Origin of the sequence: Pseudomonas sp. 43A (genome assembly GCF_013363935.1) — a bacterium.
Classification (GTDB): domain Bacteria; phylum Pseudomonadota; class Gammaproteobacteria; order Pseudomonadales; family Pseudomonadaceae; genus Aquipseudomonas; species Aquipseudomonas crudilactis.
In genome coordinates this window covers 558,093-570,713 of sequence record NZ_CP054880.1, presented here as the reverse complement: position 1 = coordinate 570,713, position 12,621 = coordinate 558,093, and the positions used below count along the sequence as shown (strand labels likewise).

Here is a 12,621-nt window from a genome sequence, read left to right as displayed (position 1 = left end):
GACATTCAGCGGATGGATGCAGGCGCCCTGACTCCCACAGGATTTATGTTTAATCGAGCAAATGATCGTCAGCCCAGTTCCGGACTTCGGCATAGGGATACTCTTCCAGTGCCGCAAACCCGGGAATCGCCCGAGCCTTGAGTTTGGTGAACAATGGCACGCTGATCCCGCACAGAAACCTTGTCAGCCGCTCCGCCGTCGGCAGGACCCCGGTGTGCTGCTCATGCTTGTGGATAAAATCGCCACACAACGCCGCAAAGTTTTTATCCACAAGCGCTGGCAACTCCGGTGGTGGCGGCAACCGCGCAACCTGGCCGTGACACACCGAACAATGCCCACATCGCTCGGGCGCATTGTGATCACCGAAATACTCCGCCAGGCGATAACCCAGGCAGCGTTCGGTGGCGAAGACTTCAAGCATCGCGTGAATTCGCGCCACTTCGGCCTGCTCATGCCGGGTGAAATATTCATGCAGCTCAGCGCTCAGGACATCGCTGTCAAAGTCGCTGTTCAGAAGGCTGTAGACCTCGGTCATCTGTTTGCTTTCCAGCTCGACCCAGCCCTTCTCCTGAAAATAATCCAGCGCCTTAACCACCCGATTGCGCTCGGCGGAATACTGCGAATACATCGCCTCGAAATTCACCGTGGCCCAGGTGCGCGCGCGCGCCGAAGTCTGAATGATTGCGGCGACGAAATCCCTGCGCTCACCGTCGAAACGCTCAAGCAGTGCTTCGGGCTCCAGCAGGTATTTGAAACGGTATTCGGCGTAGTAGGCGTAGCGCGGCGCAATCAAACCGCGCAGCTCCAGTTGCACCAGCAATGTCTTCAGCGGAAGTGAGCGAATATTGCTCTGGTCCGCCAATGGCCCGAGCAGAAACTCCCACTGTCCTTCCGGTACCGAGGCCTTCAGTTCGTCGAGCACATAGCGAATGCCATCGCGCTCCGGGGTATCACCGTAAACGAAGTTTTCCAGCACGTTGAGGCTGTCGCGATTGGCCAATACCAGGCAGTCCGACGGCTGCCCGTCACGCCCGGCGCGGCCGATTTCCTGACTGTAGTTTTCGATGGATTTGGGCAGGTCGAAGTGCACGACATTGCGGATGTCGCTCTTGTCGATGCCCATGCCGAAAGCGATCGTCGCAACGATGCAATTGGACTGCCCAGCCATAAAGCGCTTCTGGATCGCCTCGCGTTTGTCGTGGGCTAAACCGGCGTGATACGCCTCGGCCTGGATGCCGTTGCGCTCAAGGTGTTCGGCGATGTGTTCGGCGGTTTTCTGCAGGGTCACGTAGACGATGCTCGGCTGTCCGGCACGCTCGCTCATCCACTCCACCAGACGCCGACGCTTGTCCTGACCGCGCACAGGCTCCACCAGCAGATTGAGATTGGGCCGGTAGAAACCGGTAGTGACCACATCGTCAGCAGCAATCGCGAATTTGGCCTGCATGTCAGCGATGACTTTCGGCGTTGCCGTCGCCGTCAGCAGCAAGGTCTGCGGGATGTTGAACTGGCGCTGGTAGTCCGGCAGCTTGAGGTAGTCGGGGCGAAAGTTGTGGCCCCATTCCGAGATGCAATGCGCCTCGTCCACCACCAGCAGCGAGATCGGCACCTGCTGCAGAAAGTTGCGGAAGCGCTCGTTCTTCAAGCGCTCCACCGAGATCATCAGTATTTTCAGTTCACCCGAGCGGGCGCGGGCCATCACATCATTGGCGTCATCGCGGCTTTGCGCCGAATCGATGCTGCCAGCCGAGATACCGTGTCGCTGCAAAAAGGCCAACTGATCCTGCATCAGCGCCAACAACGGCGAGACCACCAACGTCAGGTGCGGCAGCATCAGCGCTGGCAATTGATAGCAAATCGACTTGCCGGAACCGGTGGGGAAAATCGCCGCCGCCGAGCGCCCGGCCAGCACCGCGCTGATCGCAGTCTCTTGTCCGGGTCGAAACTGTGGAAAACCAAAAACCTGTTCCAGGGTGTTGTGCATTCGCTGTCACTCCATTGACTGCTGCCATGCCAACAGCCTAGCGGGCGATCGCAGCGAGTCGAGAAAAGGTCGGGGCCAAATCGATTCGGAATGATACAGCGATTACTTGAACGCCACGGCCCCTGTGGGAGCGAGCTTGCTCGCGAAGAGGCCGGTCAGACCAACACAAAACCAGAGGTTCAGGGCCGCAACACCGCCACCCGCAGTTGCTCATTCAGCATCTGCTCATGCACACCTTGGCTCTTGCTCGCCCACAGCGCATGGGCCGGGCTGATGTCGCCGGTGAATGCCGCCGCCAACTGACGCAGATCAGCGACGCTGCGCACACGCGGGCAGAACGGTTGCTCATCACAGTTCTGACTGGCGTTGCGATAGGTGCTCAACAACCCCTCCCAGAGACCGTCACGTACATGGCGAATAGACTTCAACTGCACGTGGGGCACACCGAGTCGCTGCTCAAGCCCCTCTTCATCCAGCGCTTCACTGGCCAACAGGGCTTTGGCGAACATCAACACTTCACCGCGCGACGCCGTGTCCATGCTCGCCTGACTGATGAGTGCCTCCGGCCAATCGGTGCGATCGAGGCGATCCAGCACCCACGCATTGCCAACGTCTGAGGCCATCGTTAAACGGCAAGTGCTCAGACCTAGCAGTAAAATCGCGGCCATTCGTAGCCAGTGCATACCTAATTCCCTTTAAGCGCGTGTCAGACGTCTGGAAACGCCCTACAGATTCTGGCGCGCACGATACAGCGGTTTACCGCGAATCGCCTGACAATCACGTAGGAATTATTACGCCTAAGGGTTTTGGCCTGAAAAAGCTGCGAAAACACGTAGGGCATTTCCTCAAAACACGGAAAAACCCCTACGAATACTGTCCATTGCGGCTGTCTTGTCCCACAGAGAAACGCCCTTCTATAGTGGCCGGCGCGGCTGCAAACACTCTGCCGGCCCGCCTCCAGCGCCTTCGAACAGGACATGCCTCACCATGATCAACCGCTATCGCCCACTCAAGACCTGCTACAGCGAAAACCCGGTGCTGCTTATCGACAGCCACTCCAGCCAGACTGACCTGATCAATGCCGCCGATCAGCGTTTACGCGCGGCCGGAGATTTGCTGGAAACGCTCTATTGCCTATGTTTCAAACAAGCTGACGTGAAAGATATCCCCAACATCGTTAACGCGCTTTATTTACTGGTACAGGATGGTTGCGACTTACTTGAAGTTGCCAAACAGAAACCACCACAAACAACATACAACTAATCTGCACTACAAACGCGGAAACACCACCGGGCTTTATTTATACACACCACCAACACTAACTTGTTCGCTCTTACAACTTAACGAGAGCAACACCATGACAGTTCTGACTATATTTTTTTGCGGCACCGGCTCCAACAAGTTTGACACTACCCATGAAAACTTCTGGGACGGTGAATTGGTTTCCACACTGGCTTCCAACCATACCGGCCGCGAGTTCGCCGAATGGATCGTCGTCGACGGGCCCGGCAGCGGCAACCTGCAAGCCGACGACCTGTTCACCAAGACCAAGGAGTATGGCCTGACCGGCACGTTGTTCGGCAAAGGCTGGGAAGAAAACGTGCAACACGCCGTCAATGTTATCAAAGGCAAATGCGACTGGCAGCGCGTACAACTCACCGAGGCCGAATACAACCGCCTTAAAGCCGCCGGCATTCCTATTGAAGACGTAAAGGTCGAAGGTTCGTGGTTCTGGCGTAAATACAACTATGGCGATCGTAGTGTGACCCAACAGAAGTTGCAGGAGCAGATCATCAAGACGTTTCGCAAGGATGGAGTTATTCCCACTCAAGTCAATCTGGTGGGCTGGAGTCGCGGCGGGATAAGTTGCCATATGCTGGCCAATGCGATGTTAAATGATCCTCAACTTAACAATATCCCGGTGAACATATTCGCCCTTGATCCAGTCCCGGGAATCGGCAACTTCCAGGATCAACGCGTCAAACTCGGCGCCAACGTCAAAGAGTATGTCGCCTTCTATGCCCGCGATGAACGCTCCAAAGGGTTCAGCTGCGTCATTCCACAAACCGCCACCGGCACTAAAACCTGCGTCTACCCGATGGCCGGCCGCCACGCGACCATGGCCGGCAACGCCACTGCCGCCGGCGGCGTACCCACCAACAGCGGCGACCTGAAAACGCTGGTCGAGCCTGGCCGTATCGTCCGCCACCTCGCCGAAACCTGCCTCAAGCGCTGGGGCGTACAACTGAACAAAACCCTGAACCTGAGCGAAGCCGACCTCCTGCGCCTGACAGGCGCCATCGTCGCCGACGAAGCGCGCTACAAGCGGATGCACAGCATTTCCTACACCTACTTCACCGAACTGGATAAAGGTGAGCGCTATGTTTCGCTGGGCAGCAAAGGCGTGCCGTTTTCGGCGGTGAAAGGCACGATCTACGCGCCTGCGACGGGGCTAACGACGAGTGTGCTGGATATGGCGGCGTATCGGGTTATTGGTTGAGGCGGAGCGGCGACCGATAGGTTTTTAACCAAGAAGGAAATAGAACGATGAACAGTACGAGCGATGAATCGGAGCAGGCTAGCGACGAGGAAACCTACGAGGTATGGTTCATCAGGCAGGTCCAAGCCAGCATTGATGATCCTCGGCCAAGCATTTCCGATGAAGTAAGCAGGAAACTGATGGCAGATAAACGCGCTCGTTTAAGACGTCTGAAGGATTGTCAGCAATGACCTATTGAATCTACGTCCTGTTCCTACAAGGACAGACTCCTTGTCTTCTATCGCCGTCGTGTAGCTCGTCTCTATAGTCGTGACTGTCGCTGCCAAATCAGCGGCTCGGGCTTGGTCACCCGTATTAGATGCGCATTCACAGTCGTTGTATGCTGCTGGCGCTTTTTTGTGTCAGCACGCTTTATGGCGGCTGTGTTCGGGACACCTTCGGGTGTGCCGGTTGTGAATGCCTCATCGGTTGACCAACCCGAACGCAGTCCGCCACCTATCGCTTGGTCACGGTGGGTGCGGATTCTCATGACGCAAAAACGAGGCAAAAATAATGAAGACATGGAATCAATTCACCACCGATCGCTACCGCCCACTCGAATCCAACCTCACCGACTCCAAGCCTCTGCTCATCGATACAGCCGCCAACCCGCAAGACATCCTCGAATGCGCCGTCCAGCGCCTGCGCGCTTCAAGCGACCTGCTACGCACCCTCTACTGCCTCAACTTCAGACAGGCCGACGTCGAAGACATCCCCCACATCACCCACGCCCTCTATCTGCTGACGCAGGATGGCTGTGACCTGCTGCAAGTCGCACAGCAGCGGATGCTCAACTGGAAAGCTCCAGCCTGAAATCGAGTGATCGTATCGCTCTTATGCACTCTGTGAGAGCGATCAAAAAAACGGTAATCAAACATGGGAGCAACCATGAGCAAATTCTTTGATGAGCTGATGGAAAGCGTTATCGAAATGGACGAGATCTTACGCAAAAAGCATCGCGATTCAGACTCGAATGCTGATACGAGCGTTTTGACGTTTCAGCAAAAGCAGGCCCATTACGACAAGGTTCGCCGATCAAACTATTTGGCCAGCCTACGCATTGAAGGTTTTGAAACCACCCCTGCCGATGCTGAAAAGCCACTTTCCTCACGTATGCAGGTTCTCGAAAAGTACCGGCAAAAACCGGGCTGACTAGAGGAAGCGCTAACGTTCAAGTGGCCGTATTCTAGCTATATGAACCGAAAACAGATGGAATAATGCCACTTAACTTCGTTTTTCACGGGTCTTACGGCAGACAGCATCCTTCATCTTAAGTGCTATTATTCTGGCAGTTAAGGTTAAAAAATGAAGGAATACTGCCACATGGCCAAGAAAACAGCGCCGCTCTTGCCCTCTACTGCTCGACTTTTGGTCGACCTTGGTGAACGACTGAAGCTGGCTCGCCTACGCCGCAAATTGACGGCCAAGCAGGTCGCCGAAAGATCAGGCATGTCGCTGACAACCTTGCGCCATCTGGAGTCCGGAGGCTCAGGCGTAACCATCGGGGCCTACTTGTCGGTCATGCAAGTGCTGGGGCTGGAAAAGGACCTGAACAAACTGGCTGCAGCCGATGAAATGGGTCGCCAATTGCAGGATGCGCAGTTAATGCCTGCAACACGATCCGCAGCGAAAAAGCCCCAGCGAGTACGAGCAGTCAGTGCGGCAAAAAAGGGCGCATCTGAACACGCCGGGACTTCAAACGTTATCGATGCCGCCACTACCACGAAAATTCCGGCTGACTTCCCATTCAACACACACTCACTCTCCAGCCTTTTGAACAAGAAGAAAAAGGCCGGCCCCCCAACAGGTGAAGAATGACGCTGATTGCTGTTTATGCAGACTGGGAATCCTTGAAAGGCGCCAGACGCCTCGGATTTCTACACGCAAGAAAAACACGCAACACCAACGTGTTCGAATTTGAGTACGACCCTAAGGCGTTGGCCGATCCCGAGTTGAGTTCCATAACTCTAGACCCGCGCATCGGCCCCTTCGAAGGCCGCCAATTCCCCGGCGAACATCAGAGCCGCTTTGGCGTCTTTGCAGACTCAAGCCCCGATCGTTGGGGCCAACTGCTGATGAAACGCCGCTTGGAAAGGGACATTCGCGACGGCTTGCTTCCCAGCAACAGCAAGTTGTTCGAATCCGATTACCTGCTTGGCGTGCACGACCTGTTCCGTGTCGGCGCCCTTCGCTACAAACTCAATGACGAAGGCAACTTCCTCGACGACCGCGACGGCGTTGCCGCCCCACCCTTTGTCGAGCTACGCGCCTTGGAGCAAGCAAGTCTCGCCTTGGAAAACGATAGAGACAACACAGCCATCGATGGCCGCGAATGGCTAAGAATGCTCATCGCACCGGGCGGCTCGCTGGGCGGCGCCAGACCGAAAGCCAGCGTCGTCGACGAGTTCGGCCAACTGTGGATCGCCAAATTCCCAAGTACGAGGGATGACTACGATGTTGGTGGTTGGGAATTTGTAGTAAACGCTTTGGCGGTCAACTGTGGTCTGCGTGTTGCGACCGGCATGGCCCGACGCTACGCAAGCGATCACCACTGCTTCCTGGTGAAGCGTTTCGACCGAACCGCGCGCGGCGGCCGACATCACTTCGCATCAGCCATGACCATGACCAACCGCGTCGACGGCGACGACGCCTCAACCGGCGCCAGCTATTTAGAGTTGGCGGAAGTGATCATGGAACACGGCTCGGAACCCAACACCGACCTCCGTGAACTCTGGTCACGAATCGTCTTCAACATCCTGGTCTCCAACACCGACGACCACCTGCGAAACCACGGTTTTATTCTGGATCCTGGTCGGGGATGGCGATTGTCGGCAGCCTACGACATGAATCCGGTGGCACATGCGGATGGGTTGAAGCTGAACATCACTGATTCTGACAACGCGTTGGACTTAGAGCTGGCGAGGGAAGTCGCTGGTTATTTTCGGGTTAGCCGTGAGGATTCAGCAGACATCATTGAGCGCATTCAAGACGTGATCCGTCTTTGGCCGGAGATCGCTAATGCGCTTGGGATGTCCAGAAGTGAGCAGGAAAGGATGGCGCCTGCTTTTCGTATCTTCTAATCACCCAAAAAAAAGCCGCCCTAAAGGGCGGCTTCTTCATTCACGACAGATCTTACAACTTCGGCCCAGCAGCCTTGATCGCATCGCTCACTTCGAACTTCTTGAAGTTCTCGATGAACAGACCGGCCAGTGCTTTCGCAGCCTCGTCGTACGCAGCCTTGTCAGCCCAGGTGTTGCGTGGGTTGAGCAGGTTGGTTTCAACGCCCGGTACGGCCAGTGGCACGTCGAGGTTGATGGTGTCGAGGTGTTCGGTGGCAGCACCGATCAGTGCGCCGCTCTGGATCGCGGCGATCACTGCGCGGGTGGTCGGGATGTTGAAGCGTTTGCCGACGCCGTAGCCGCCGCCGGTCCAGCCGGTGTTGACCAGATAAACCTTGGAGCCGAAGCCGCGGATGCGCTTGATCAGCAGTTCTGCGTATTCGCCAGCCGGGCGCGGGAAGAACGGTGCGCCGAAGCAGGTGGAGAAGGTCGACTTGATGCCGCTGCCCGAACCCATTTCAGTCGAGCCCACCAGTGCGGTGTAGCCGGACAGGAAGTGGTAGGCCGCTTGTTCTTCGTTGAGGATCGACACTGGCGGCAGGACGCCGGTCAGGTCGCAAGTCAGGAAGATCACCGCGTTTGGCTCGCCACCGAGGTTGTGCTCGGAACGCTTGGCAACGTGCTCCAGCGGGTACGCGGCGCGGCTGTTCTGGGTCAGGCTGACATCGGCGTAGTCGGCGTGCTTGGCGTCGTCAATGACGACGTTTTCCAGTACTGCGCCGTGCTTGATGGCTTTCCAGATAACCGGCTCGTTTTTCTCGGAGAGGTCGATGCACTTGGCATAGCAACCGCCTTCGATGTTGAACACCACGCCTTCGCCCCAGCCGTGTTCGTCGTCACCGATCAGGTAACGGCTTTCGTCGGCCGACAGGGTGGTTTTACCGGTGCCCGACAGACCGAAGAACAGGGTCACGTCGCCTTCTTCGCCGATGTTGGCAGCGCAGTGCATTGGCAGCACGTCAGCGGCCGGCAGCAGGAAGTTCTGCACGGAGAACATGGCTTTCTTCATCTCACCGGCGTAACGCATGCCGGCGATCAACACTTTCTTCTGTGCGAAGTTGAGGATCACGCAACCGTCGGAGTTGGTGCCGTCACGCTCAGGCACGCACTCGAAGTTGGCCACGTTGAGCACTTGCCACTCTTCACGACCGGCCGGGTTGTACTGGGCCGGGTTGATGAACAGGCAACGACCGAACAGATTCTGCCAGGCAGTCTGGGTGGTCATTTTCACGGCCAGGTAGTGATCTTCCGCCGCGCCTACATGCACGTGGGACACAAAGTGCTCTTGCGCGTTGTTGAATGCTTCTACACGAGCCCACAGCGCGTCGAACTTGTCGGCCGGGAACTTGCGGTTGATCGGGCCCCAGGCGATAGCGGCCTGGGTGGAAGGCTCTTCAACGATGAAACGGTCAACAGGCGAACGACCGGTGCGGTGACCAGTGCGAACAACCAGAGCGCCGGTATCGGCAAGCTCGCCCTCACCGCGGTTCAGGGCTTCTTTTACCAGATCATCAACACTCAGATCGGTGTACACGGCGTTATTGGCTTGCGTCATGAGGTTCCCCGTCGGCCAGTGGCCGAGTGTGCTCCAAACGTTTTGTAGTAGAAAGTCGTGCACTACTACCGCGAAAAAAGTGGGCCGGATTATGCCAGAAAAGCCCAAAAAGAGTAGGGTCCTCCCGTCGTAACGGCGAAATTCCGTCGTTACGCAGTGAATTTACCTGCGCTGAACCGTTTTAGTGCCGGGTATCTGACGGCGTGTCGACGCCTGCGCCAGCGAACAATTGAGCAATATCGGCGGCGTCGAACTCATAACGCTCGTTGCAGAACTGGCAATCGATCTCGACTTTGCCACCTTGTTCGGCCACCAGTGCCTGCGCATCTTCCAGACCCAGACTGACCAGCGCGTTGCCCGAACGCTCGCGTGAGCAAGTGCAACGGAAACGCAGGTTCTGCACATCAAACAGGCGCACCTGCTCTTCATGGTAGAGGCGATGCAACACGGTTTCGTTGTCCAGGCTCAACAACTCATCGGCGGTCAGCGTGCTCACCAGTGCGGTGAGGTGCTGCCAGCTGGCGGCGCGCTCTTCTTCGTCTTTCAGGCGGTCGGCCGGCAGTTGCTGCAGCAGCATCCCGCGGGCACGACGGCCATCGGCGAACAGCTTGAAGCGCGTGCCGACCTGTTGCGACATGACGAAATAGTTGGTGAAGCATTCCGACAGGGTTTCGCCGTCGAGATCGACAATGCCCTGGTAGCGCTGACCGACAGTCGGGTCGACGGTCAGGGTCAGGTCACCGCCCGGCATCAGGTCGGCAAGGGTCGCATCCGGCGCGATCTGCTCGGCGTTGTAACGCGCCAGGCCTCGGATCTCGCGCTCGCTGGAACATTCGATCATCAGCAGCGGGATCGGCCCTTCGGAACGCGCCTGCAGAATCAGCAAGCCATCGAACTTCAGCGTGCCCACGAGCAACGAGGCGGCCGCCATCAATTCGCCCAGCAGTTGCGCCACCGGCTCCGGGTACGGGTGCTTGGCGAGAACCTCGGCGTAGCTGCGTTCAAGCGCAACCAGTTCGCCGCGCGTGTCGCTGTCATCGAAGATGAAACGTTGGGTGAAATCGGTATCCGCTAGGTCGGTCATAATTTTGGGTATCTGAATGTGGTGACAAAATGGTTACAAGACGTGAAAATTTGCGCTTCTTGGCACTCTTTTTGGTGCCGACTGCTCTGCCATGGGAGGCATTTTATGAACAATCCGGGTTTGTTCCAATCAAGGTGGAACCTCGGCCGGCTGGTTCTGTGCAACGTAGTGCCGTTGGCGCTACTGGCTTTCTGGTTATGGCCTACGGGCAACTCGCTGTGTGTGATTTTCGACGAGTGGCTGTTCCGCTCGCTCAATGCACCGCTGGCCAGCAACCCGATATGGCTCCACATCTGGGCAATTGCAAGTCTGCGCCCATTCGACATCGTTGTCGGACTGATCCTGCTGACGCTGCTGATCAAGGGCGACTGGGTGTTCAAGGCGATTGATGTGCGTCGCGCATTCTTCGGTTTTTTCTCGATCCTGCTGTTGATGGTGGTGATCCGCGCGGTGTTTTCCAAGTTCGCCGATCACATGGACTGGCAACACAGCAGCCCGTCGATGGTGCTGGAAGGCGCGGTACACATCAGCGATTACTTCCCGCACCTGGAGAAAACCTGGGAGCTGAAGGATCGTTCTGGCCAGAGTTTCCCGGGGGATCATGCATCGGTATTGCTGATTTGGGCGCTATTTATGGGCGTGTTCAGTCGTACTGTCGGCCAGTTCCTGACGATCTGGGGTCTGGCGCTGTTGTTCATGCTGCCGCGACTGGTGGCCGGTGCGCATTGGGGTCAGGACGATTACATCGGCGGTCTGCTGCTGGCGGTGTGGGCCTTGGGCTGGGGTTATTACACGCCGTTTGCGTATCACGCCTCGAACTTCTGGTTGAAGGTGACAGCGCCGATATTCGCGCTGCTGGGCAAGTTGCCGCTGGTGTCGCGGATGAGTGTGGTGCGTAGCGCCTGATACCGAGCTGTCTTCGGCGAGGGCTGCGCCCTCGATTCGCGAGCAGGCTCGCTCCCAGATTGAAATGCAATCTCCTGTGGGAGTGAGCCTGCTCGCGAAGAGGCCAGCACCAATAACGCGATTATTCGTCGTTACTGCTACCCCGAAACTTGAACAAATCCCGCCGCTGCTTCTTGCTCGGCTTGCCGTCGGTGCTCACGCCCAACGCACCCGCCTTGCGCATCGCCGCAGCCGCTTCACGCTTGGCAATACTCGCCTCGGTCTCCGCATACAACGTCTGCGCCTCCGGGGCACCACGCCGCACAATCGACAACGCCTCGACCTTCACCGTACGCACTTCAAACCCGGTACGAATCTCGAACTCATCACCGATGCGTGGCTCTTTGCCAGGCTTGCAGCGTTCACCGCGACAATGCACCTTGCCGCTTTCGATCGCCGCTTTGGCCAAGGCACGGGTTTTGTAAAAACGCGCAGCCCACAACCACTTGTCGAGACGGACCTTGTCGTCCTCTTCGCTTTTTTGTGCCATTTGAATTCCTCGTTCGGCCAGTAGTCGGAACTGTACTACCGTTTCTGGCGGGCGCAAGAACTCGGCCCTCCAGATAGACTGTGATCTTGGCCGGCGCGTCGGCATGGAGTGATCGAGTGACTAAATTTCCGTCTTCATTAACCTCGAACCACACCGGTTGCCAGGGCTGCCAGCACAGTGAACCGTTGGGCTTCGATTTTGACTTTGCCTACCAACCTATCGTCGATCTGCGCAACCAGTCGGTTTTCGCCCATGAAGCGCTGGTCCGTGGGGTGCGCGGTGAAGGCGCACTGACTGTGTTGGATCAGGTTACAGAAGACAACCGCTACCGTTTCGACCAGCTCTGCCGGACCCGCGCCATCGAAGGCGCGGCCAATCTAAATATGCAGACACACTTGTCGATCAACTTCATGCCCAACGCGGTCTATCGTCCAGAGCTGTGCATTCGCAGTACGCTCGAGGCGGCAAAAAAACACCATTTCCCGATTGACCGACTGATTTTCGAAACCCTGGAAAGCGAGCACGTAGATAACTATCGCCATTTGACCAATATTCTGCGTGAATACCGCGAATTCGGCTTCAAGACCGCTATCGATGATTTCGGTGCCGGTTATTCGGGGCTCAATCTGCTGGCTGATTTCCAACCGGACCTGATCAAACTCGACATGGCGCTGATCCGCGATGTCGATCAAGACCGTGTTCGTCAGGCGATCGTCCGGGGGACTGTCACAATCTGTGCGGAGTTGGACGTTACAGTCATTGCCGAAGGCATCGAGAGCGCCGGTGAACGGGATTTCCTGGCGGATTGTGGAATTTTTCTGATGCAGGGCTACTGGTTCGCCAAACCTGCATTCAAAGCGTTGGCCCAGGTTTCACCTGAGGCCTGGACGCGTTAATCGTTGGTT

14 protein-coding genes are annotated in these 12,621 nt (G+C 56.9%); 9 read left to right on the top strand and 5 right to left on the bottom strand.

Annotated elements, in window-relative coordinates; translation table 11 throughout:
* Nucleotides 1-49: 49 nt before the first annotated feature.
* On the bottom strand, nt 50-1,984 hold the full coding sequence (locus HUW52_RS02475; protein ID WP_016986259.1) for an ATP-dependent DNA helicase RecQ: 1,935 nt from the start codon (nt 1,982-1,984) through the stop codon (nt 50-52).
* Nucleotides 1,985-2,163: 179 nt separating this feature from the next.
* On the bottom strand, nt 2,164-2,667 hold the full coding sequence (locus HUW52_RS02470) for a hypothetical protein (protein WP_016986260.1): 504 nt from the start codon (nt 2,665-2,667) through the stop codon (nt 2,164-2,166).
* Between the two features lie 304 nt (nt 2,668-2,971).
* Between HUW52_RS02470 and HUW52_RS02465 the strand changes: the two genes are divergently transcribed.
* The 7 genes from HUW52_RS02465 (at nt 2,972) to HUW52_RS02435 (ending at nt 7,603) form a co-directional block, all read left to right on the top strand.
* Nucleotides 2,972-3,247: a hypothetical protein gene (locus tag HUW52_RS02465; RefSeq protein WP_007917948.1), complete on the top strand. Its 276-nt coding sequence runs from the start codon at nt 2,972-2,974 to the stop codon at nt 3,245-3,247.
* Nucleotides 3,248-3,341: 94 nt separating this feature from the next.
* Nucleotides 3,342-4,484: a hypothetical protein gene (locus tag HUW52_RS02460; RefSeq protein WP_175552885.1), complete on the top strand. Its 1,143-nt coding sequence runs from the start codon at nt 3,342-3,344 to the stop codon at nt 4,482-4,484.
* Between the two features lie 47 nt (nt 4,485-4,531).
* Nucleotides 4,532-4,714 (top strand): hypothetical protein, encoded by a 183-nt coding sequence (locus HUW52_RS02455; protein WP_175552884.1) that lies wholly within the window; start codon nt 4,532-4,534, stop codon nt 4,712-4,714.
* 322 nt (nt 4,715-5,036) lie between these two features.
* Nucleotides 5,037-5,336 carry a hypothetical protein gene (locus HUW52_RS02450; RefSeq protein ID WP_175552883.1) on the top strand — a complete coding sequence of 100 codons (300 nt, stop codon included), beginning with the start codon at nt 5,037-5,039 and terminating at the stop codon, nt 5,334-5,336.
* A 177-nt stretch (nt 5,337-5,513) separates the two neighbouring features.
* On the top strand, nt 5,514-5,675 hold the full coding sequence (locus HUW52_RS02445) for a YhfG family protein (protein WP_225919987.1): 162 nt from the start codon (nt 5,514-5,516) through the stop codon (nt 5,673-5,675).
* A 171-nt stretch (nt 5,676-5,846) separates the two neighbouring features.
* A complete protein-coding gene (locus HUW52_RS02440; RefSeq protein ID WP_175552882.1) occupies nt 5,847-6,341 on the top strand; it encodes a helix-turn-helix domain-containing protein in 495 nt (164 codons plus the stop codon).
* The gene (locus tag HUW52_RS02435) at nt 6,338-7,603 is read left to right on the top strand and encodes a type II toxin-antitoxin system HipA family toxin (RefSeq protein WP_175552881.1); all 1,266 of its coding nucleotides are present in this window, start codon (nt 6,338-6,340) and stop codon (nt 7,601-7,603) included. Before HUW52_RS02440 ends, HUW52_RS02435 begins: the two co-directional genes overlap by 4 nt.
* A 52-nt stretch (nt 7,604-7,655) precedes the next feature.
* Here the strand turns inward: HUW52_RS02435 and HUW52_RS02430 are convergent, their stop codons facing one another.
* On the bottom strand, nt 7,656-9,197 hold the full coding sequence (locus HUW52_RS02430) for a phosphoenolpyruvate carboxykinase (RefSeq protein WP_007917942.1): 1,542 nt from the start codon (nt 9,195-9,197) through the stop codon (nt 7,656-7,658).
* A 181-nt stretch (nt 9,198-9,378) separates the two neighbouring features.
* A complete protein-coding gene (gene hslO / locus HUW52_RS02425) occupies nt 9,379-10,281 on the bottom strand; it encodes an Hsp33 family molecular chaperone HslO (protein WP_016986267.1) in 903 nt (300 codons plus the stop codon).
* A gap of 105 nt (nt 10,282-10,386) precedes the next feature.
* On the opposite strand from hslO, the gene HUW52_RS02420 reads away from it, so the two are divergent.
* Nucleotides 10,387-11,187 carry a phosphatase PAP2 family protein gene (locus HUW52_RS02420; protein WP_175552880.1) on the top strand — a complete coding sequence of 267 codons (801 nt, stop codon included), beginning with the start codon at nt 10,387-10,389 and terminating at the stop codon, nt 11,185-11,187.
* Nucleotides 11,188-11,308: 121 nt separating this feature from the next.
* Here HUW52_RS02420 and HUW52_RS02415 read toward each other — a convergent pair whose 3' ends face one another.
* Nucleotides 11,309-11,716 (bottom strand): RNA-binding S4 domain-containing protein, encoded by a 408-nt coding sequence (locus HUW52_RS02415; RefSeq protein ID WP_007917939.1) that lies wholly within the window; start codon nt 11,714-11,716, stop codon nt 11,309-11,311.
* Between the two features lie 116 nt (nt 11,717-11,832).
* Between HUW52_RS02415 and HUW52_RS02410 the strand changes: the two genes are divergently transcribed.
* Complete coding sequence (locus tag HUW52_RS02410) at nt 11,833-12,612, top strand: EAL domain-containing protein (RefSeq protein ID WP_175552879.1); 780 nt, start codon at nt 11,833-11,835, stop codon at nt 12,610-12,612.
* Nucleotides 12,613-12,621 lie beyond the last annotated feature (9 nt).

What these genes read in the sequence shown, in the direction of transcription:
- hslO (WP_016986267.1), bottom strand. Translation starts at nt 10,281, where the DNA reads ATGACCGACCTAGCGGATACCGATTTCACCCAACGTTTCATCTTCGAT.
- HUW52_RS02440 (WP_175552882.1), top strand. Translation starts at nt 5,847, where the DNA reads ATGGCCAAGAAAACAGCGCCGCTCTTGCCCTCTACTGCTCGACTTTTG.
- HUW52_RS02415 (WP_007917939.1), bottom strand. Translation starts at nt 11,716, where the DNA reads ATGGCACAAAAAAGCGAAGAGGACGACAAGGTCCGTCTCGACAAGTGG.
- HUW52_RS02475 (WP_016986259.1), bottom strand. Translation starts at nt 1,984, where the DNA reads ATGCACAACACCCTGGAACAGGTTTTTGGTTTTCCACAGTTTCGACCC.
- HUW52_RS02465 (WP_007917948.1), top strand. Translation starts at nt 2,972, where the DNA reads ATGATCAACCGCTATCGCCCACTCAAGACCTGCTACAGCGAAAACCCG.
- HUW52_RS02430 (WP_007917942.1), bottom strand. Translation starts at nt 9,197, where the DNA reads ATGACGCAAGCCAATAACGCCGTGTACACCGATCTGAGTGTTGATGAT.
- HUW52_RS02470 (WP_016986260.1), bottom strand. Translation starts at nt 2,667, where the DNA reads ATGCACTGGCTACGAATGGCCGCGATTTTACTGCTAGGTCTGAGCACT.
- HUW52_RS02460 (WP_175552885.1), top strand. Translation starts at nt 3,342, where the DNA reads ATGACAGTTCTGACTATATTTTTTTGCGGCACCGGCTCCAACAAGTTT.
- HUW52_RS02420 (WP_175552880.1), top strand. Translation starts at nt 10,387, where the DNA reads ATGAACAATCCGGGTTTGTTCCAATCAAGGTGGAACCTCGGCCGGCTG.
- HUW52_RS02435 (WP_175552881.1), top strand. Translation starts at nt 6,338, where the DNA reads ATGACGCTGATTGCTGTTTATGCAGACTGGGAATCCTTGAAAGGCGCC.
- HUW52_RS02450 (WP_175552883.1), top strand. Translation starts at nt 5,037, where the DNA reads ATGAAGACATGGAATCAATTCACCACCGATCGCTACCGCCCACTCGAA.
- HUW52_RS02455 (WP_175552884.1), top strand. Translation starts at nt 4,532, where the DNA reads ATGAACAGTACGAGCGATGAATCGGAGCAGGCTAGCGACGAGGAAACC.